Origin of the sequence: Micromonospora matsumotoense (genome assembly GCF_900091525.1) — a bacterium.
In the GTDB taxonomy this organism is placed as follows: domain Bacteria; phylum Actinomycetota; class Actinomycetes; order Mycobacteriales; family Micromonosporaceae; genus Micromonospora; species Micromonospora matsumotoensis.
Genome location: NZ_FMCU01000015.1, coordinates 158,226 through 177,920, shown reverse-complemented (window position 1 = coordinate 177,920; position 19,695 = coordinate 158,226). Strand labels below are relative to the sequence as shown.

At 69.8% G+C, this 19,695-nt stretch carries 20 protein-coding genes and 2 tRNA genes; 11 read left to right on the top strand and 11 right to left on the bottom strand.

The features are described 5' to 3' along the window. Window positions 1-464 precede the first annotated feature (464 nt). The 4 genes from GA0070216_RS25040 to GA0070216_RS36665 all read right to left on the bottom strand — a co-directional run bounded on the left by GA0070216_RS25040 (window position 465) and on the right by GA0070216_RS36665 (window position 1,584). Window positions 465-875 carry a type II toxin-antitoxin system VapC family toxin gene (locus GA0070216_RS25040; protein ID WP_091251046.1) on the bottom strand — a complete coding sequence of 137 codons (411 nt, stop codon included), beginning with the start codon at window positions 873-875 and terminating at the stop codon, window positions 465-467. Continuing rightward, the gene (locus GA0070216_RS25035) at window positions 872-1,150 is read right to left on the bottom strand and encodes a type II toxin-antitoxin system Phd/YefM family antitoxin (RefSeq protein WP_091251044.1); all 279 of its coding nucleotides are present in this window, start codon (window positions 1,148-1,150) and stop codon (window positions 872-874) included. Before GA0070216_RS25035 ends, GA0070216_RS25040 begins: the two co-directional genes overlap by 4 nt. Window positions 1,151-1,238: 88 nt before the next feature. After that, the gene (locus GA0070216_RS25030; protein WP_091251041.1) at window positions 1,239-1,481 is read right to left on the bottom strand and encodes a GntR family transcriptional regulator; all 243 of its coding nucleotides are present in this window, start codon (window positions 1,479-1,481) and stop codon (window positions 1,239-1,241) included. Between the two features lie 4 nt (window positions 1,482-1,485). Further along, complete coding sequence (locus GA0070216_RS36665; protein ID WP_425413190.1) at window positions 1,486-1,584, bottom strand: hypothetical protein; 99 nt, start codon at window positions 1,582-1,584, stop codon at window positions 1,486-1,488. A gap of 146 nt (window positions 1,585-1,730) precedes the next feature. On the opposite strand from GA0070216_RS36665, the gene GA0070216_RS25020 reads away from it, so the two are divergent. Continuing rightward, window positions 1,731-2,054, top strand: a complete 324-nt coding sequence (locus GA0070216_RS25020) for a hypothetical protein (protein WP_091251039.1) — start codon at window positions 1,731-1,733, stop codon at window positions 2,052-2,054. Between the two features lie 32 nt (window positions 2,055-2,086). Here GA0070216_RS25020 and GA0070216_RS25015 read toward each other — a convergent pair whose 3' ends face one another. Continuing rightward, window positions 2,087-2,467, bottom strand: a complete 381-nt coding sequence (locus tag GA0070216_RS25015; protein ID WP_091251037.1) for a nuclear transport factor 2 family protein — start codon at window positions 2,465-2,467, stop codon at window positions 2,087-2,089. Between the two features lie 164 nt (window positions 2,468-2,631). Between GA0070216_RS25015 and GA0070216_RS25010 the strand changes: the two genes are divergently transcribed. Beyond that, window positions 2,632-3,165, top strand: coding sequence for a YbhB/YbcL family Raf kinase inhibitor-like protein (locus tag GA0070216_RS25010; protein ID WP_091251034.1), 534 nt, complete (start codon window positions 2,632-2,634; stop codon window positions 3,163-3,165). 51 nt (window positions 3,166-3,216) lie between these two features. On the opposite strand, the gene GA0070216_RS25005 is transcribed toward GA0070216_RS25010, so the two are convergent. Beyond that, window positions 3,217-3,927, bottom strand: a complete 711-nt coding sequence (locus tag GA0070216_RS25005) for a class I SAM-dependent methyltransferase (RefSeq protein ID WP_091251032.1) — start codon at window positions 3,925-3,927, stop codon at window positions 3,217-3,219. Between the two features lie 208 nt (window positions 3,928-4,135). Here GA0070216_RS25005 and GA0070216_RS25000 point away from each other — a divergent pair, with 208 nt between their 5' ends. Further along, window positions 4,136-6,031 carry a DUF6311 domain-containing protein gene (locus GA0070216_RS25000; RefSeq protein WP_425413189.1) on the top strand — a complete coding sequence of 632 codons (1,896 nt, stop codon included), beginning with the start codon at window positions 4,136-4,138 and terminating at the stop codon, window positions 6,029-6,031. A gap of 15 nt (window positions 6,032-6,046) precedes the next feature. On the opposite strand, the gene GA0070216_RS24995 is transcribed toward GA0070216_RS25000, so the two are convergent. Then, window positions 6,047-6,826, bottom strand: coding sequence for a hypothetical protein (locus GA0070216_RS24995; protein WP_091251088.1), 780 nt, complete (start codon window positions 6,824-6,826; stop codon window positions 6,047-6,049). Between the two features lie 339 nt (window positions 6,827-7,165). Between GA0070216_RS24995 and GA0070216_RS24990 the strand changes: the two genes are divergently transcribed. Next, entirely contained in the window at window positions 7,166-8,668 is a 1,503-nt protein-coding gene (locus GA0070216_RS24990; RefSeq protein ID WP_091251031.1) for a peptide deformylase, read from the top strand. 114 nt (window positions 8,669-8,782) lie between these two features. On the opposite strand, the gene GA0070216_RS24985 is transcribed toward GA0070216_RS24990, so the two are convergent. Beyond that, window positions 8,783-9,901, bottom strand: a complete 1,119-nt coding sequence (locus tag GA0070216_RS24985) for a globin domain-containing protein (RefSeq protein WP_091251030.1) — start codon at window positions 9,899-9,901, stop codon at window positions 8,783-8,785. A 201-nt stretch (window positions 9,902-10,102) separates the two neighbouring features. Between GA0070216_RS24985 and GA0070216_RS24980 the strand changes: the two genes are divergently transcribed. Then, window positions 10,103-10,819, top strand: a complete 717-nt coding sequence (locus tag GA0070216_RS24980) for a CPBP family intramembrane glutamic endopeptidase (protein WP_425413192.1) — start codon at window positions 10,103-10,105, stop codon at window positions 10,817-10,819. A 126-nt stretch (window positions 10,820-10,945) separates the two neighbouring features. Here GA0070216_RS24980 and GA0070216_RS24975 read toward each other — a convergent pair whose 3' ends face one another. After that, on the bottom strand, window positions 10,946-11,620 hold the full coding sequence (locus tag GA0070216_RS24975; protein ID WP_245722702.1) for a hypothetical protein: 675 nt from the start codon (window positions 11,618-11,620) through the stop codon (window positions 10,946-10,948). On the opposite strand from GA0070216_RS24975, the gene GA0070216_RS35755 reads away from it, so the two are divergent. From GA0070216_RS35755 to GA0070216_RS24950, 6 genes are all read left to right on the top strand, one after another. Continuing rightward, window positions 11,601-11,771 carry a hypothetical protein gene (locus GA0070216_RS35755; protein ID WP_245722701.1) on the top strand — a complete coding sequence of 57 codons (171 nt, stop codon included), beginning with the start codon at window positions 11,601-11,603 and terminating at the stop codon, window positions 11,769-11,771. The genes GA0070216_RS24975 and GA0070216_RS35755 overlap by 20 nt on opposite strands. Window positions 11,772-12,750: 979 nt before the next feature. After that, window positions 12,751-12,841, top strand: a tRNA-Ser gene (locus GA0070216_RS24970). A 35-nt stretch (window positions 12,842-12,876) separates the two neighbouring features. Next, window positions 12,877-12,949: transfer RNA gene (locus GA0070216_RS24965), tRNA-Arg, on the top strand. Window positions 12,950-13,308: 359 nt separating this feature from the next. Continuing rightward, a complete protein-coding gene (locus tag GA0070216_RS24960) occupies window positions 13,309-14,715 on the top strand; it encodes an NsdA family TPR-like regulatory protein (RefSeq protein ID WP_245722700.1) in 1,407 nt (468 codons plus the stop codon). 14 nt (window positions 14,716-14,729) lie between these two features. Then, on the top strand, window positions 14,730-15,209 hold the full coding sequence (locus tag GA0070216_RS24955; RefSeq protein ID WP_245722699.1) for a GNAT family N-acetyltransferase: 480 nt from the start codon (window positions 14,730-14,732) through the stop codon (window positions 15,207-15,209). Between the two features lie 590 nt (window positions 15,210-15,799). Then, window positions 15,800-16,981, top strand: a complete 1,182-nt coding sequence (locus tag GA0070216_RS24950) for a hypothetical protein (RefSeq protein ID WP_091251028.1) — start codon at window positions 15,800-15,802, stop codon at window positions 16,979-16,981. Between the two features lie 504 nt (window positions 16,982-17,485). Here the strand turns inward: GA0070216_RS24950 and GA0070216_RS24945 are convergent. After that, window positions 17,486-18,643 carry a helix-turn-helix domain-containing protein gene (locus tag GA0070216_RS24945; protein WP_091251027.1) on the bottom strand — a complete coding sequence of 386 codons (1,158 nt, stop codon included), beginning with the start codon at window positions 18,641-18,643 and terminating at the stop codon, window positions 17,486-17,488. Next, a complete protein-coding gene (locus tag GA0070216_RS24940; protein ID WP_091251026.1) occupies window positions 18,640-19,467 on the bottom strand; it encodes a hypothetical protein in 828 nt (275 codons plus the stop codon). The genes GA0070216_RS24945 and GA0070216_RS24940 overlap by 4 nt, the downstream gene beginning before the upstream one ends. Window positions 19,468-19,695 lie beyond the last annotated feature (228 nt).

The window sequence follows — 19,695 nt, the reverse complement described above, 5'->3', positions numbered from 1 at the left end:
CATGCGGTCAGACGGGGTGCGATCAGGGCCCATCGGGCGTCGGATAGGTCGGACGGATAGGCTCGTCGCGCGGTCATGATTCAGGCGTACGGTGCCGTGGCACCGGGTCGGCGGACGTCATGTCCGTCGATGTATAGCCGAATGTGAACCAGACACGATCCCGGGGTGAAATGCTGCGTTTCCGGTCAGGGTGGAGCCGGGTGGGATGGGGCTATTCTGGCCCGAGTGGGACATGTTGCCCCGCCAAGGCCGGGGCGCCAATCGGTCACACTGGCGCGAAGGTGAAGGAAACGTCCAGTCAGAGTGCGTTTGCCGCTGTGAGCCGCAGCCCCCACGCCCGCCACTCGAATCGGATATTCCGAACGGGGGCGCCAGGTCGCACAAGTGAGGGCCGCAGCCGATGTCATGGCCGCGTTGCCGGACGGATGGCCGGAGTTTGTGCAAGGGCAGGGGCGCGTCGGGTGTCAGTTCTGGCCGGGGCTTGCTGTGGGTAGTCCTGCTTCCTTGGCGCATTCGAGCAGCCGTCGGTCGTAGGTGACGAAGGCGGTGAGTGCCGTGCCGGATTCGTTGGTCAGCACGTGGGCGGTGGCCAGGTGGATGGCGTCGAGGCTGCGGAGCATCGGCTCGGCGAACGTGGCTGCGGTCGCCCGGATCGTGCTGTCAATCTCCAGTCGGAACAGCCGTCCGACGGCAGCCGGCACTCCGATCAACGCCTGCGGAGCTGACCGGCGCAGCGCTCTGGGCACTTCCACCTCGACGAGGGCGGAGGAGACCAGCGGGACGTCGTCGTGCGCGTTGAGCCAGGAGACGAGGTCTGTGCTGCACTCCTCCTGTCGGACCAGCTTGACGACGGCGGCGGAATCGAGATAGATCACCAGCGCTCCTCGTCACGCATCGCTGCGAGCGAAGCGGCCACGTCCACGTTCTCGTCACCGAGCTTCGGTGGAAGCGGCACAGAGCCACTGCCGGTGGGGGCGACGGCTCGCCCTGCGGCCACCAACTTGGCCAACACCGATCTCTCGTCACCTACTGGAACAAGTCGGGCGATCGGGTGGCCTCGATCGGTGATCTCCACGGTCTCGCCGCCACTCACCCGGGCCAACACCTGGCTCGTGTTCTGGTTCAGCTCCCGGACACCGATGCGCTCCATGAAACCGATTGTAGAACTAAATGTTCTACCGTTCCAGCTACTGGCGTCATCTGGACTACCCGCGCCGACCAGGCGGAATCAACTCGGGCTACGTCTTCGTGCGGCTCTCGGTGACGTAGGTACCGCGCTGGGGCATGGTCATGACCAGCCCGCGTTCCCGTAGCAGGGCGATCGCCGCGCGGACCGTGCCCCGTGCCACCCCGTACTCCTGCTGTAGCCGCAGCTCGCTCGGTAGCGGCTTGAGCGGCTGCAACTCTCCCGACTCGATGCGCTTGGCGATCAGGTCGGCGAGCTGCACGTACAGGGGCGTCGGCGAGAACTGGTCGACCATCGCCTCAACCTAAGCCCTCGGTCACGTACACCCCCGCGCCGGCCCGGCCGACAGTGAGGCCCCGGTCCCGGGTGAGTTCCAGGGCGCGCTGGATGGTGGACACGCTGACGGAGTGCAGGTCGGCCAACTCCCGCAGGGACGGCAGCTTGGAGCCCGGCGGATACGGATGCGGGCGCTGAGGTCGTCGGCGATCTGGCGTGAGGACATGGGGATGGGCATGGCGGATCTCCGGATAGTCTGGGGCCATCGATGAACGCGCCACTGCCGAAGGCCGGCGACCTGGTGTACGTCACCCGCGCCGCCACCGTGCAGTTCATCAAGCCGATCTGGTGCCGGGTCATCCGGGTGCTCGACTGGATCACCTACGACGGGTGGTGCTGGCTCGACGTCTACCAACTGGACGCCAAGGGCGATGCGGTCGTCCGGCGGTCGATCTTCGTGCAGCCGGCGAAACTACAGCGCCAGCAACCGGCACCCAGGCCCCGCGCCCAGCACGACCAGCGGCATTCCCCAGGTGCGCGCCGCCCTTGTCCGTCGGATGAAGCCCGGACCGCCGCCCGGATCGAGTCCTGATCGGTGAGAGTCGTCGCTGGCTCGTCCGGCAGTCAGGGGACGGGGCTGAGGTGGGCGGCGAGGATGCGCCAGCCGTACTCGTCGTCGTACGCCCAGGTGCGGGTGTAGCGCAGCCGCGCCGCGAACGGCGCACCCGCGAAGGTGCCGCTGACCCGCCCCCGGAAGAACGTCACCCCGGTGGTGCCGGCGACGACCAGCTCCAGCTCCTCCTCCACCAGTTCGTCGAGCACCGAGCTGCCGCTGCGGTGGGCGGCCAGGTCGTCCTCCTTGCCGAAGGTGCGCCCGTCCGGCCCGACGGCGATCAGCCGGTCGTCGAGCAGGGCGTCGAGCGCGGCCACATCGCCGGCCCGTTGGGCGGTCTGGAGGCGGCGCTCCGCCTCCAACAGTTCCGCCTCACGTTCGGTGTCCCGCATGTGCCCTCCCGGTCGTCGGCCGGCCCGTCGGCCGCGTCCCCTCATTCTGGCGGTCCGACGGTACGCGGAACTTCCGGTTCGTCGTCCCGGCCCGGCGGGGTAGGAGGGGCGGACGGGGTAAGAAGGGGCGGAGGAAATCGCGTACACCGGAAGGAACCTTCCCGATGACCCTGGAACGACCGATCGCCCCGGACCCGTACGAGCTGCTGCCGACCGTGTCGTCGTTCGACCTGACCAGCGACGACGTGCACAACGGCGAGCCGATGGACGCCCGGTACGCGCACGGCAGCACCGGTGGCGAGAACGTCTCCCCGCAGCTGGCCTGGTCGGGCTTCCCGGCCGGGACGAAGAGCTTCGTGGTGACCTGCTTCGACCCGGACGCCCCGACCGGCAGCGGCTTCTGGCACTGGGTGCTGGTCGACGTCCCCGCCTCGACGACCAGCCTGCCGACCGGTGTCCAGGAGGCCGACCTGGGTGGGGCGTTCAGCGTCCGCAACGACTACGGCGACACCGGTTACGGCGGCGCGGCCCCGCCGCCGGGCGACCGCCCGCACCGGTACGTCTTCGCCGTGCACGCGGTCGACGTCGACACGCTCGACGTCGGGCCGGACGCCAGCCCCGCGTACGTCGGCTTCAACCTGGCGTTCCACACCCTGGCGCGGGCGGTCATCCGGCCGACGTACCAGATCAAGGAGTGAGCGGTGCCCCGCCGATCCCGCCCGCGCGGGATCGGCGGGCGCGCGGCACGGTCAGCCGGGCACCCGGGCGACGGCGAAGACGGACTGGCCGAACGGGGGCCGGACGAGCTGCTCGGCGGCCTTGGTGGCGGGCAGGACGAGGGTGTCGTACACCTTGACCATCGGGCCCTCCTTCGGCATCAGCCGGAAGACCTTGGTGGCCATGAAGTAGCCGATCAGGCCGAGGGCGTTGGCGTAGTGCATCGTCTCGACCCGCAGCCCGGCCGAGGTCATCGCGTCGCCGAGGGTCTTCTTGGTGTAGCGGCGCACGTGGCCGGTGGCGATGTCGGCGGGGCCCATCGCGAACTGGAACGCCGGCACGATGATGATCACCGCACCGCCGGGCCGGACCAGGTCCTTCATGCTGCGCAGCGCGCCCACGTGGTCCTCGATGTGCTCCAGCACGTTGTACGAGACGGCCGCGCTGTAGTCGCCGCCGCCCGGGTGCGGCAGCAGCATCTCGCGTACCTCGATGGTCGGCTCGTCGACCAGTCGCTCCTTGAGCAGGATCAGCCGGTCCGGGTCGGCCTCGGTGGCGGTGAAGCGGGGGACGTGCCGCGCCCACTCCAGGGCGTAGTCGCCCAGGCCACTGCCGATCTCGATCGGGTCGTCACCGAGGTGGGGCACCGCCAGTTCGACGAACCACCGGCGGTGGTTGACCGCGGTGGCCAGGCCCTCCAGGACCTCTGACTGGACGCGCTGATCCCCAGTGATTTCTGCCATGCGTCGATTCCTCACGATATGACTGACCCGCGCCTGGACCGACAGAGTGAATCATCCGCAGGAGGGGCGGAGGAAACGGGGCACTGGGAAGGCCGGAATGCGGTCGGGGGAGGGCACGTGATCGGCGGTCGGCGAACCCGGCACATAGTACGGCAGTACCCGAAACATGTCACGTGCCCGCCATAGGCCAACTACGCTGTGAATTGTTATGACTACTCCCGAATCGGAGCCCCTGGCCGGCCGATCCGGCGTCGGGGACGCCGAGTCTGCGTCGGCTCGGCGTGTCGTCCGGCGGAGGTGGCGACGGGTGTTCCCGCCGGGCCGGCGGCCCGGCCCACCTCGACCGGCACCGGCCGGTCCGGCGGCGGGGTGGCGGTGGGACGCGCTCGCCGTGGTCAGCTATCTCCTGCTGGCCCTGTGGGTGACCGCCCGGTTCTGGCGCGATCCGGGGGCCGGGGTACGGGACAACCGATCGGACCAGGCGCAGTTCGAATGGATGATGGCGCATGGCGCTCGGGTGGTCACGGAATGGAGTTATCCGTTCGGTTCGGACCGGATGAACGTGCCCGACGGCGTGAATCTGATGGCGAATACCTCAGTATTATCCATCTCGATACCGATGACCCCGGTCACTCTGCTCTTCGGGCCGCACTGGTCATTTCTTCTGTTCCTCACCCTGGGAATGGCGGCCACCGGCGTCGCCTGGTATTTCTTCCTGTCCCGGGTGGTCACCCGGTCCCGGGGGCCGGCCTGGCTCGGCGCGGCCTTCTGCGCGTACGCCCCGGCGATGGTGTCGCACGCCAACGCCCACCCGAACATCGTCTCCCAGTTCGTCGTGCCGCTCATCATCTGGCGCACCCTGCGGCTGGCCGGGCCGGGCCGGTGGCTGCGCAACGGACTCCTGCTCGGCCTGCTGATCGTCTGGCAGGCCTTTCTCAACCTGGAGATCCTGCTGATGACCGCGATCGCCCTGGCCGTGGTGATCGGCGCCATGGTCATCGGCCGACCGCACCTGCGCACGGCGGCCCGGCCGTTCCTCGCCGGGCTCGGCGTGGCCGCGCTCCTGTCCGCCGTGCTGCTCGCCTACCCGTTGTACGTGCAGCTCTTCGGGCCGGGTTCCTACCACGGGCTGTCCCGGTTGATCCGGGGCTACCGCACCGACCTGGGTGCGTTCGTCGGTTGGTCCCGGGAGTCGCTGGCCGGCGACGCCCGGTCCGCCGATCCGCTGGCCCGCAACCCCACCGAGGAGAACGCCTTCTTCGGCTGGCCGCTGGCCGTCCTCACGGTCGCCCTGGTCTGGTGGCTGCGGCGCAACGCCCTGGTGCTCGGCCTGGCCGCGCTCGGGCTGCTCTTCGCCGTCCTGTCGCTGGGCCGGGAGGTGCAGCTCAACGGGCGCAACACCGGCGTCCCCGCCCCCTGGGCGCTGCTGGAGAAGTTGCCCCTGCTGCATTCGGTGGTACCCACCCGCTGGTCGCTGGCGATCACCCCGATCATCGGGGTGCTGCTGGCCCTCGGCGCACAGCGGGCCCGGGACCTCGCCCACCGGCACCCGACGGCCCGGCGACAGATCCGCTTCGCCACGGCGACCGTCCTGCTGATGGCCCTGCTGCCGCTGCTGCCGACCCCGTTGCCGGCGACCCGCCTCGACCCGGTGCCGGAGTTCGTCACCGCCGGCGGGTGGCGTCCCTACGTCACTGAAGGCCGCAGCGTGGTGACCCTGCCGCTGCCCGACAACACCTACGCCGACCCGCTGCGCTGGTCGTCCCGGACCCGGCTGGAGATGCCGCTGGCCCGGGGCTACTTCCTGGCCCCCGACACCCGGCCCTGGTCGCCCGAGCCGGACGCCGCCCTGTTCACCGCGCCGTACCGGCGGACCAGCAACTTCTTCGGTGGGATCGCGCGGACCGGCACCATCCCGCCGATCACCGCCGCGGACCGGCGGGCCGCCGTGACCGACCTGCGCTACTGGCGGGCCGGTGTGGTGATCCTCGGCCCGCACCCGCAGGCCGACGCGCTGCGCCGGGCGATGACCGCGTTGACCGGCATCACCCCCACCTGGACCGGTGGGGTCTGGCGCTGGGACGTCCGGCCGCTCACGGGTTGAGCGGGCCGGGCCGGTTCAGGCCGGGCGGACGCAGCAGCCCTGGCAGACCTTCGGGCTGGGCAGGGTGAACGCCAGGCAGCAGGTGCGCCGCTGCACGGTCGGCTCGCCGCCCCGGCCGGGCACCAGCTCGACCAGGTCCGCCATGCCGAGGGTGTCGAGCAGGGTGTCGATGGTGCACGCCGACGGGCCCGGCAGGACGTCCGCCGCCCGCAGGATGCCGTGCGCGATGCCGGAGGCCACCGAGCCGAGCAGGGTACGGGCACCCACCCGCACCTCCGCCTGGATCGCGGCGATCATCGGGGCGAGGTGGGCGTCGAGCAGGGTGGCCCGCAGGACACCGAGCAGCTCCGCCTCGTCGGCGACCACCCGGACCCCGGGCTGTCCGGTGACGGCGAGCGGGTCACCGGGCAGCACCGCGACGGTCGTCGAACGGCGCAGACCCATGGTGAGCAACTGCCGGTGGTCCTCGAAGTGGATCAGCACGTCGGCCGGATCGAGCAGCGGCACCCGACGGGCCGAAGCCCAGCCGAGCGCCACCGGCAGCGCCGTCCAGTAGCTGTAGGACTTCCAGGCCAGCGCGGTGCAGGCGTGCGGGGTGCCACCCCAGCGGCGGGCGGCGGCGCGCAGGAACTCGGGCATCCGGGTGCCGTCGACCAGGGTGGTGGCGGGGTGCCAACCGGCCTCGTCCGTCACCACCAGACCGGGCGCGAGACCGGGCAGCGCGTCGGTGCCGAACATGGCGCGCAGGGTGGTGGTCACCGGGGCGAGTCGACCGGCGAGATCCTGACCCGGCATCACCGCCGTCATCTCGACCACCCTCCCGTTCCCGCTCGGCCACCGCAGGTTGACGGGGCCTCCTCGGCCACTCCGGTGCCGGAGGGGTCGTCCGTGAAGCTAAGGCTAGCCTAACCATGCCTAGGGCCCGGAGGGAAGTCTCTCCGGAGATGGATCGGGAGGTCGGGATCACGGTGTGCGTCCCGTCGGCCCGGATCACCCGGTTCGGCTACTGCCCGGCGGAACGCAGGGTAACCGCGGGTGATGTCAAGGCATATGTCGGCAACGTGCCAGTTCGGTGCGGGGAGACGGAGAAAACGTGAAGAATTGTCGTCCCGGCTGTGCTGCGTGAGGAAGCTGATGACGACCTCTTCCCTGGAGCGGGCCGCCGATTCGTTCGCGGCGGAACTCGCCCGGCACCGGACGGGGCGAGGGCTGACCAAGAAACAGCTCGCCACGATGATGGGGTTCGACCCGTCGTACGTGAGTCACGTCGAGGGGCGTCGACACCGGCCCACCGAGGACTTCGCCCGCCGCGCCGAAGCCGTCCTCGACGCCGGCGGCGTCATCTGGCAACGCTTCCGCGAGTACGACCAGCTCCGCCAGGCCCGTACCGCCCCCGGCCAGCGTGAACCCGCATCCCCCGGACGATGGCTCCCCCCGGGCACCGGGCTCGTCGTCGAACGGGAGACCGCCACCCTCACCCTGGTCGACGGCACCTACCGGTGCGTGATCCGCCGACGCCTGCACAACGCCGGCACCGAACCGGTCACCCGGTACCTCGTCCGGGTCGCCGTCGACCGGTGGCCCGACGACCCGGGCCGCTCCAACCGGCACCACCGCGAACACCCCCTCACCTTCGCCGAGCTGCGCTTCCGGGCCGTCCACCACGACGGCGGCGCGCGCGAACCGATGCACTGGCGGGTCCGCCACGACCGGGACGCGTACAAGGAGATCTGGCTGCTGTTCGAGAACGCCGACGGGCCGTTCCCGCTGCACCCCGGCGAACGCGCCGAGGTCGAGTACGCCTACCGGGTCGGCCGGGTCAAGTGGGGCCCCTGGTTCCAACGGGCCGTCCGCCTGCCCACCCGGCACCTGGCCGTGCGGCTCGACCTCCCGGCGGCCCTCGACCCCCGGGTCTGGGGGGTGGAGACCTCGCTCTCCGCCGACGAGGGGCCGCTGCGCACCCCGGTACGCCGACACGACCGGGGGGACCGGGTGGTCTTCGACTGGTCCACCGACGATCCGCCGCTCAACACCCGCTTCCGGCTCCAGTGGCGGTTCCGGCAGGAGCCCGCGGAGACCACGACGCCGGTGCCGCCCCGCGCCGCCGACCGGCTGCGCGCCCTCGGCGTGCTGCCCCCCGACGCCACCCCGCCCGGCCGCCCGGCCCGCCCCTTCGACCTGCCCCGGGAAGCCACCGCCGCCCGCGAGGTGGTCGGCCGGCTCACCGAGCTGTTGGCCCAGGCCGACGAGGTACACACGTTCAGCCCCGGCATGGGGCTCGCCGCCCCGCAGCTCGGCCTGGACGCCGCCGTCGCCGTGATCCGCCCCGCCGACCGGGCCGCCCCACCGGTCGTGCTGGTGAACCCCCGGTTGGTCAGCGAGAGCCCGGAAACCGTCGAGCAGTACGAGGGCTGCCTCGCCGCCGCCGACCACCGTGGCCTGGTGCCCCGCCCGCTGCGCGTCGACGTGGAACACGCCCGCTGGGACGGCAGCCGGATGATCACCTCGTTCGCGTACGGGATGGCCCGGTTGGTCGCCCACGAGATCGACCACCTCGACGGTCGGGCCTGGACCGACCGGATGGCGCCCGGCGTGCCGCTGGTCCCCGTCGAGGAGTACCGCGACAGCAACGCCTGAACCCGCGCCCGTCCCGGACCGGTGACCCGCACCGGTCCGAGCTGTGGAGAGGGGACCGGGGCGCGTGCCCCAGGGGGCGGGGGCACGCGCCCCGGTTTCGGGGGGAGTAAAGCTCTACAGGTTGCCGAAGGTGTCGTACCGGATGTGCTGCGGCGGGACCTCGTCCTCGGCGAGCGCCCGCAACGTCGCCCGGACCATCGGGGCGGAACCGGAGACGTAACAGTCGTGCGACGTCCACGGGCCGTAGCGGGCGACCACGTCGGGAACGTCCCCCCGCTCACCGTCGAAGTCCGGGTCGTCACTGCACGACGGGGTCACCGACAGCCAGGGGTGCGCGGCGACCAACTCCTCCAGGCCGGCCAGGCCGTACAACTCGTCGGCGTGCCGGGCACCGTAGAAGACGTGCACCCAGCGGGCCCGGTTCCAGCCGGCCAGTTCCTCCACCATCGCCTTCACCGGGGCCAGGCCGACCCCGCCGGCCACGCAGAGGATGTCCCGCCCGGAGTCGCGGTCCACCGTCATCGAACCCATCGGCGCGGCCACCCGGAGCAGGTCACCAGGCTTGGTCCGGCGGACCAGCGCACCGGAGACCCAGCCCGCGCCGGCCGGCGTACGGACGTGGAACTCCAACACGTTGTCGTCGTTCGGGGCGTTCGCCACCGAATACGTCCGCCACACCTGGGGCAGGTGTCGGGGCACCTCGACGCTGACGTACTGGCCGGCCTGCCAGACCAGCGGATGCTGGAGGGCGCGGACGGTCAACACGGCGGTGTCGGTGCCGTACCGCTCGTGGGTGAGCACCTCCGCATGCCAGTACGGCGGGTTCTCGTCCGACTCCGCGCCGGCCAGCATGGTCGCCGTGATCGCCGCGTACGCGTCCCGCCACGCCTGGTCGTACTCCAGGTTCCAGCCGGTGCCGGCGGTGCTGCGCAGCGCGTCGAGCAGCGCCACCCCCATCGTCGCGTAGTGCGCGGCGTCGACGTGGTATTTGCGGTGGTCCCGACCCAACGAGCGCAGGTACTCGTCGAAGCTCTCCGGGTCGTCCATCACCTGGGTGGCGGTGACGATGGCGTCGAGGATCCGATCGCCCTGGCCGGTCATCTCCACCGGGAAGAGCTTGCGCAGCCCGGGATCGAGCAGGAACAGCCGGGCGTAGAAGCGACCGCTCAGCCGGTCCCGGTCCTCCTCGACCAGGGTCCAACTCTCCTTCAGCAGCCGAGCGAAGTTGTCCACGGGCGGTGGTCCTCCTCTGACGGCGGATCGGGCCCCGATAGAATGTCCACGGAGCGTGTGCGCCGGTCGCACAGAATGTGCGATCGGCTCATCTGGGCCCACCGGCCGGTGCCGTCGGTCCACCCCGTCGGGCAGAGTGGTGCGGTGACCGTTGAGCAGCACACCCGCCCGGCGTCCCGGCGGGTCCTCGGCACCGAGACCATGCTGGTGCTCGGCCTGTCACTCGGGCAGTCGGCCGTCTACGCCGTGGTGTCGCTGACCGCGAAGCTGACCGCCGACGGGCCGCTGTCGAAGCAGACCGCCTCGCTCAACACCTCGCAGTCCGCCCGGCCCTGGCTCGACCTGACGTACCAACTGCTCGGCATCGTCTTCGCGCTGCTGCCGGTGCTGCTCGCCGTACACCTGCTGGCGCGGGACCCCGGCGACCCGGCGCGGACCCTCGGCGTGGACCTGCGACGGCCCGGGTCCGACCTGGCCCGGGGCGTCGGCCTGGCCGCGCTGATCGGCCTGCCCGGCCTGGCCCTGTTCTGGGCGGCGGCGCAACTCGGCGTCAACGCCACCCTGGTCCCCGCCGGCCTGCCGCCGCTGTGGTGGGCGGTGCCGGTGTTGATCCTCGCCGCCGTGCAGAACGCCGTGCTGGAGGAGGTGATCGTGGTCGGTTACCTGGTCACCCGGCTGCGCCAGCTCCAGTGGCGGCTTGGCGCGGTCATCGCGACCAGCGCGCTGCTGCGCGGCTCCTACCACCTCTACCAGGGCTTCGGCGCGTTCGTCGGCAACGCCGTGATGGGCGTCGTGTTCAGCCTGTTCTATCTGCGCACCCGGCGGGTGATGCCGCTGATCGTGGCGCACACCCTGCTCGACGTGGTCGCCTTCGTCGGCTACTCGTTGCTGCCCAAGGACTGGTTCGACTGGCTCTGACCGCCGCCGCCCCTGCCGGCGCTGCCTTCCCCGCCGTCGCGCCGACCCGCTGTCGGTGTTTCTGCGCTGGCCGCTGCTGTCGTTGCGGTGGCCGCCGGTGGTGAGCGGGTTCGGCGGGGTCCGGCCCTACCCGAGGGCCCGGCCCGGCCGGTAGGCGGCCATCGCCCGGACGGCGAGCCGGTCGGTCGCCGCCACGTCACCCAACGCCGCCGCCACCACCGCCGCCCCGGGCAGGAGCCGGGCCGCCAGCCGCAGCGCGGCCCACCCGCCGGCCTGGGCGGCCAGCGGCGCCGCCAGCCGCCAGGCCGCCTCCGCCGCGCGCGGCCACGGCCCGTCCCCGGGCCCGTCCGCCGCCCGCGCCGCGTCCAACGCGCTACGCGCACTGTCCGCGTCCGGGTGTACCTGGGTCAGCACCAGCAGCTCCACCGCCCGGTCCGGGTGGGCCGGGTCCCGGCCGTACGCCGCCGCCAGGTGCAGCACCAGCGCCGACTGCGTCCAGAGCACCGCCGCCAGCTCGGCCACCGGCGCGAACAGCCCGGCCACCGCCGCCGTGGCCCCACCCACCCCGGCCCACCGCACGAACCGCCGGGTGGCCAGCCGGGCCAGCCCGTCCGGACCGGCATCCGGGTACGCCTCCCGCAGGCCGCGCGCCCACTCCCGGGCGCCCGGCCCGATCCCCTCGACGGCAGCCAGGGCCAGCAGCTCGGGTGCGAACCCGGGGTGGGCCAGCAGTCGGACCCGGAGCACCGCCAGCTCCAGTCCCCCGGTACGCCCCACCGCCGTGCTGCCCGTGCTCCCCACCGTGCTCTCCGCTGCCGCGTTGACGGGTGCGCTGATGGGGGTGGGCTCAGGGCTGATCGGTGCGGTGCCGAGGGTCGATCCGGCAGGTGGGCGCTGCCTGGTGGTTGGTCGCCGCCTGGTTGCCGGGCTCTGCGGGGTGGACGGGCTCTGACTGGCGGTCGGGGCCGGGGCCGGGGTGGGTTCCGAGGGCGGGGCGGTGGGTGGGGCGGCTGCCTCGGGGGTGGGGCCGGGCAGGGTCGGCTTCTTCGACGGGGTTGCTCTCTTGCGGGGCGTGGCCCGAGGGGTGGGCCGGCCGGTCTCCTCCGCTGGTGTCGTCTTCCGGGGGGCCCGCTTCCGTGCCGGCGGTCCTGCCGGCGCCGAGATGTCCGTCGCCGTCGGGGTGCCTGTCTCCGCTGAGGTGCCCGCCCCTGTCCGGGTGTCGGGCTCCGCCAAGGTGTCCGCTTCCGACCGGGTGTCCGTTTCCCTGCGGGCGCTGGCGGGCCCGGCGGGGCTGGCGGGCCGGTCGGGCGGCTCCTGGCCGTCCGTCGGAGAGGTGTTGCCGGCAGCCACACCCGCCGCCCGGCTGCGGGTGGTGCGTCGCGCGGCTGGCGTCCCGGGGGTCGCGTCGCGTGCCGGTGGGCCGTCCGTCCCGGCCTCCGCCGATGCCGCCGGAGGCTCGTCCTTCGCACTGGTCGACCCGCCTGCCGGCGGGCTGTCGTCGGCCGCGCCGCGCGGCCGGATGGCGGGCACCGGAGGTGGTACGGGCGACTCGGCGGCGGGCGGTTGGAACAGCACCGGCGGCGCCGCCTTGCCCGGTCGGGCAGGCTTCGGCCGGGCCGGCGCGTCAGCGTCGGAGGGCTGCTGCTGCCGGGGTGGGGCAGGCGGCGGAGTGAAGGTCGCCTCCGGCGAGCGGCGACGCGCCGGGACGCTGGTGGGACGGCGGGGCGGGTCGCTCGGCGGCTGCTCCTGCATGTGGAAGGAGCGTAGTCGCGAACGTGACCTCGCACACGCTGGAATACGCCGCACGGTTCGCTGGGACGGCTGTCCTCGGCCTGCTCCGACCAGCGTGCTGTCACCCGTCGGGATAGTCGCTTTGCCCCGGGTGGGGGCGGACCTGTATCCTCGTCCGCGGTGGTCCGCAGGGTCACCGAGGAGACTTCGCCTAGTCTGGTCTATGGCGCCGCACTGCTAATGCGGTTGGGGTCTTAAAGCCCCTCCCGGGTTCGAATCCCGGAGTCTCCGCGCAAAACCGGTTGTGTAGACTGGTCGAGCACCGGGCGCCCGTAGCTCAATGGATAGAGCATCTGACTACGGATCAGAAGGTTAGGGGTTCGAGTCCCTTCGGGCGCACAAGATCAACAGGGGTCTGACCTGCCGAAATGGCAGTCAGGCCCCTTTGCTTTTCTGTCCCTTGTGGTCGGTTGGGTGCTCGGTGGGTGCTCGTGCGACGAGCATCCCTCACGTCCTGGCCTGTCCGGTGGGCAGTTGTCGTGTCCGGCTGGGTTTTGATCATGGTCTGGCGTGCCGATGCTGACGCCCGGATCCTGGGCCAGCTTTGCTGGGAATCTGCAACGCCATCCAGGCTGGCTCGCGGCATGTCGAGCTGTTCATGACGGGGCTGATGTCTGGGCATCCCCTCGTGGCTGTTTTCGGCTAGTGTCACGTTGCCGTGAGGGATGTGTAGCGAACGGTGATCGCCGCCTCCGGTGATGGTGGAGGGCATCTTGGTGGATCCGCAGCAGATCAGTGACGTGAAGCGGGCGCTTGGGCGGAGACTCGCTGGTCGGCGTCGGGCGCGTGGGCTGACTCAGGATGACGTGGCGCGGCGGGTGCACAGCACGCGAAGCACGGTGGCCAACGTCGAGAGCGGCCGGCAGGTGGTGGATCGGGTTTTCTGGGTGCAGTGCGATTCGCTCCTTCAGGCCGACGGTGAGTTGATCAGCGGCTATGACGAGTACCGCTTCCTCGACGTGCGGCACAAGGAAGAGAAGGCCGAGGCGGCGCGCCAGGCCCGGTGGGGAGCAGTCCTCGATCATCAGGCGATCGTCGAGGCGAGCGCAACCGACCGTGACGCGTCACCCGGTTCGGCGGTACCCGCCCCTACCCTTGGGCTTCGCCGCGATCGTCGTCGGACAGAGCCTGCTGAAGTCGGTTTCCCGGCCGTCATGGATGAGGTTGACGGCCTGCGCCGGTCGCTCAACGAGGCCCTGAGCATGGGACCGGTCACCGCAGCCGGACTCGATGAGTGGGAACGGATCGTTGCCCACCACGGTCGTGCGACTCGTGATCACTCGTCGGGCACGCTGCTTCGTGGGATCGCTGGCGACCTCACTGAGTTGACAGAGCTCATCGGGCGGAGCCCGTCGGCCTCCGCTCTGCGTCGCCTGACCGGGATGGTCGCGCAGATGTCTGGTCTGATGTGCCTTGTTCTGTGCAGGATCGACGACAGGATCGCAGCGTATCGGTGGGCGCGTACCGCCCGGCTCGCGGCCGTCGAGGCGGGCGACCCGATGATTCGATCCTGGGTGCTCGCTCAGGAGGCCCATGTCTACTACTACAGCGCGGACTTCCGCGAGACCGTGAACCTCGCACGCCACGCGCGGGACGTCGCCGGACATGAGGCGTCCGTCGGGACCGTGCTGGCCGCGGCGATCGAAGCGCGGGCGTTGGCCGCGATGGGGAGGCGTGAGGAGACCCGGACGGCTCTGGGGCGCGCCGAGGGCCTGCTGTCCCGCTTGGAGGGAAACGCGCTGAGTGCCTCCGCGTTCGGTTACAGCGAGGCCCAACTCCGTTTTCATGAGGGGAACGCCTACACCCGGCTGGGAGAGGTCGACCCGGCACTGGCCGCGCAGGACCGGGCGCTCGAACTGTGTTCCCCTGGTGACTACACCGACTGGGCACTGACCCGACTGGACCGCGCTACCTGCCTGACCAGGATGGGCCACGCGTCCGATGCGGTGGAGTCGCTCGCGGAGACGATCGGGAGCCTGGATGAGGCGAAGCGGCAGGGCATAATCGCCGAGCGAGCACGCATCGTCCTCGGCGAGCTTCCTCCCGTGCAGCGTTCGTCCTCCACCGCACGAGACCTCCGAGCGGTCCTGGCTTACGTCCGATAGGAAGGCGCAGTTCCGTGGCCCTGGTAGCAGCCGCCGAGCCCGTCCACGTCGATGCGATCGCCGTGCTTCTCGAAGAACTGGACACCTTCTACGGCGGCACCGACGTGGAGCCGCTGGACGTGCGGATTCGCCAGATCAACGAGGCGCTGTTCGGTGACCCGCCCCTGGCGTATGCCGTACTGGCCTGGGACGCGGAAGCGCTGGTCGGGATCGCCACGTACTCCTTCCTGTGGCCTGCCGCCGGCCTCACCCGCTCGCTTTACCTCAAGGAGCTGTACGTGGCGGAGAAGGCCAGGGGTCGCGGCGTCGGGAAGCTCCTCATGGACCGGCTCGTCGAGGTATCGGTCGCGAACTCCTGCAGCCGGATCGAGTGGACCACCGATCGCGACAACGAACAGGCGCAGCACTTCTACGACAAGCTCGGTGTCGCGCAGAACGGCAACAAGATCTTTTACCGGCTAGAGGACGACTTTCTGCCGGCAGATGCCAGGTAAGGGTGTGTCGCTGACCATGATGGTTGCCAAGGACGCGGAGTGAACGCGGGTGCGTGGGGAGGACGGCCAGGGTAACGAGCAGGGAGTCGAGACCGCCGGAGCACTCCCAGGTGCGTGGGAGGACACCTCTTCCCCCTTCAGCAGGGCTCGATGTCGGGCCGATGGTACGGAATCTCACCATCAGCTTCGGAACATGTAGCGTGGCCCACGCAGTAGGTGGCTCTGCCAACGGCCAACTCGCTGGCTCTCACGCCCGTTGGTGCCGGATGTGATCCGACCGCCGCGCGATCCCGCCCGGCCTGAGCGATACCTAGGTCGATGAAGAGCCAGAGTGAAGTCGTGGTGAGTTTGGCTCGCACCAGACCATGCTGCACCGGCCAGGTCGCCGGCATCCGGCCTACCTGAATTCAACCTGGACTCCCGGGCCTGAGGCGACGGAAATCGGTAGCGGCGTTGAGGATGCTTGACTTGTGAACGAGGGTTGGCGTGACGTAGAGGCAGGCCGTCGCGAGCTCGACTGGTCCATTGCGGTCGGTGATCCGGCAGAGGCTGCTTACCTGACACCACTGGGTCGTCAGACGGCGTGTCGCATGATCGAAAACCTCGAGGCGTTCTTCGGGCCGGGTTGGCTGCACAAGGCTGTGCATCCCGTCAACGGTGTAGCTGGTCCGACCATGGGGCCATACTTCGCCTCTTTGATGGGCATCGGCGCCTTCAGAATGGTGGTGGGGTTGTGGGCGCGTCTGCAGTATCTGGTTGATGCCGCGACGCCGGGCGTCGGCCATCTGCGCCGAAACCTACGAGCGAACCCTGTCGCCGACGAATTCCGCCATCACCTTGCTTTGGCGAGGCTCGCGGTGCAGGCGGAGTTAGCGGGCGCCAGGGTGATGCTGGAGCCCAGCAAGCCCCGGGGCGGTCCGGGAGATCTGCGGGCGGTTCGCGCCGGCAGCGACGTATTCCTTGAGTTGCGGACGCTCGGGCCGGACAAGAAGTTCCTGGAGTACAACCAGCAGGTCGACCAGGCGCAAGCGCTTCTCCGGCAGCTCGCGCATCGGTACGGGGTGCACTGGGACGGCGAACTGCCACACGAGCCGACCGATCAGTGGCGGGAAGCCGTGGGCTCCGCCGCGCAGAAGTCCGCGGCAGACAGCGCAACCGTCGAGGTTGCACTGGAAGATACGACTCTCACCGTGCGGCCCGGCCCGGCGCCGGCCGGGACGGGTGTCGCCGGCCCGGTATGGGCGGCGGATCAGGGCCCTCGTCTGCTGCGTGCACTTATGGCGAAGGCCGTCAAGACAGAGTCAGCTGGAGCGGCCTGGCTGTGGTTGGAGGACGCCGGCGCCCTGTGGCCGCTTTCGACGTTTGCCCAGGACTCTCTCCCGCGTAAGGAGGAGGCACTTCGCCAGGCCTTGGACCCGTTGTTCGACGCCCATCCGCATGTCCTGGGTGTGGTCCTCACCTCCGGCCAGCAGCGAGTCGGCACTCCTGGTGACGACATCGATCATGTCGGCCACCGTGGCGTAGCTTTTCGGCGGACGTTGCCAGGTGGGCTGATGCGCGAGAGCGTCGTCGTCCACCGTCGCCTAGCCGTGCCGGGGCAGTACCGCCTCATGGCTGACATGTGCGCCGACGAACCGGCATGGCTTGACCGTGCGCTCGAGGTCCTCGGCATATCCGGCGGCCTCACGGCCCTAACCATCCGGCCTGCTGCGCCCATCCAGCGATTGTCACCCGGAGCGCCACGGCCATCAGGCCTCTATCTGCCGTCGTAGGCCCAGCGTGTGCCCTGTCCCCGGCCTACGGGGTCAGAAGACTACAGGTTTCGAGTCCCTTCGACCGCACAAGATCAAAAACGGCCTGATCTGCCGATATGACAGTCAGTCCCCTTGATCTTCGTCCCTTTGGTCGGTTGGGTGCTCGATGGTTCTCCTGCGACCAGCATCCCTCGTGTCCGGCCCTGTCTGGCGGCGTCCCGCCGGGTACGAGGCCGTCTTCACGGCGATGCGCGCTGTGGGCGTGGCGTGGAATTCGGTTACGGTGGCTTCGCTCTGCGTCAGTTGTCCTTCGCGTTGACGGCGTAGTCGTGGGGGTCGGGGTGTCGTGATCGATCCGCAGCAGGTCCAAGAGGCGAAGCGGGCTCTCGGTGTGAAGCTTGCGGGGCGTCGTCGTGCGCTTGGTGTGACCCAGGCGGATGTGGCGGCGCGGGTGCATACATCAGGCTGCACGGAACTTGCGACGGCCCATCACACATCGTGTGCGACAACACGAGTGATCTCTCAACCCCCACCGACCCGACGGAACAGATGTTCTACGTCATCGACTTGCGGTACGTGCACCTGATCGAGTGCTGGCTGCCGCGCAGTGGCGGTGCTGAAGATGTCGATCGGCACTCGGGCTTGGGCGGCAAGGGTGCGGCTTCCGTAACCAGCTTCTTCGAGTAGCTCGACGCTGCGTCCCAGTAGGGACGGGTGTTCGGTGGCGGTACCTTCGCCGGGCTCGCGACGGCGCCAGCCGCGGGCAGACAGGGTGACCATCGCCTTCTGATAGGTGTTCTCGGGTATCACCCTGAGTTGGCGGCAGCGCATGAGTAGTGCCTGAAGACTGACGCCCCACCGCCCCTTGAGATCAAACAGGGTGTTCCAGTCGGCCCGGGTCGGGAGTTCATCGATGATCGTGTCGGCGGGCATGAGGAACTCGGCGGCGAAGCGGTTCGCCTGGTCCTCGACGATCTTGCTGCCGGGTTCGGAGTCGCCGTGCATGACTAGATGGCCGAGTTCATGCGCGACGTCGAAGCGTTGCCGGTAGTAGTCCTGTTTGATGGGGTTGAGCAGAATGATCGGCCGGTCGCCGGCCTCGATGGAGAAGGCGTCCACGGCTGCGGCTTGGAGGAGGGAGTAAACGACCAGGACGCCATGGTTCTCCAGCAGCCGGATCAAATGACCTGCGGGCCCGGTACCCAGTTCCCAGTCGCAGCGAACCCGTACGGCTGCGTACTCGGGCTGCCCGACAGCTATTTCCTCTGGCGGTACCGGGTATCGCGGGACGTCACGGCCGGGAAGTTCGACGTACTTCTCAAGGGACGCGGCAACATCGGCGGCCAGGCAGCCGTAGGCGTGGGCCTGGTCGCGGACCAGTTGGGTGGTGGAGCGCAGCGACCGGAAGTGCGGCATGGGTACCGGGTTTTGCGGGGAGTCGCCGCCCATGAAGAACGATGGCTCGACCTTCAGCGCGAGGGCGAGTTGAGCCACGGTCGCCGAAGCCGGCCTTTTCGAGCCGTTCTCGTACCCGGCGACCGCGGTCGGGGTCTTCCCGATGAGATCGGCCAGCCCGTTCTTACGCAGCCCGGCGACCTGCCGGGCAAGGGTGAGGCGGCGTCCGTTGAACAGCCGCGCGGCGTCGGCGAGCCGCGCGGCCGGTGGTGGTGCGTTGTTCATGAGCCGGTCGGCTCCCCGGCAGTCTCGCCGCCAGCAATGCGGGGCCGCAGACGCACGGGCGCGTCCGGGACTTCGACACCACGGGTGGGCGGGGTCTGCTGAGGTACGGTCGTGCGGATGCCGTCGCCACTGTCGGGGCGGTGCAGGGGCCGCAGCCAGTGCCAGGGGGATCCGCCGCCGGTGTTGAGCCGCGCCCGCCCTAAGTGGAGCTCGGTGGCGCCGCTGTGCGGGTCGACGCTATGGGCGAGAATCAAGTCAACCATGGCTGCGATGTTCGCCGCCATCAGCTCGCCGACGGTCATCTCGTTCAAAGACTGCCCGACCGGCTGGTCGTAGGTATATGGCAGCAGGATCTGGTCCGGGTTCGCCGATTTGAGCTGACCGGCGATCCGCTGCTTTGTGGGGCTCTTCCGCGTCCAGGACAGTTCGTTGACCTTGCCGAAGTCGAACGCGGTCGGAAACCAACGGTACCGACCGAATTTCCACGCTGGTGAACCGCTGACGTCCGCTCGCTCCACACCCTCGCAATGCGGCAACCCGTCCTGCTCCGTCGCGGCCAAACCTGCGCGTAGTACGTCCTGGCCAGTATCACCGATGCCAGAGTCCTCGCCATCGGTGAGGACGTAGCGCCCCTGTCGGAACACCCGGTCCTGCCGGTCGACCAACAACTTATGCGCGGTGTACCCCAGCACGGCTTGGTCGTGACCGGTCTCGGGGTCGAAATCCGCCCATGCCCGCGCATGCGCCGACCCGGCGGCCCACAGCAGCACAGGGATGATCCCACCCTTAGCCAACGCCGAGATCACGCTTTCCTCTTCGGTCACGTCGAGGACTGTAGCACTTGGTCGAAGTTGATGTATAAAACTGAACCGTTAGGCTACGGATCAGAAGGTTAGGGGTTCGAGTCCCTTTGGACGCACAAGATCATGATGGTTCTGACCTGCGGAACTGCGGGTCAGGCCTATCTTGCTTTCCAGCCTGTGTGGTTGGTGGGTGCGATGTGGGTGCCGCCCCTGATGGTGATTTCTTCTCGCGCTTTGTGGTCCTGGCTT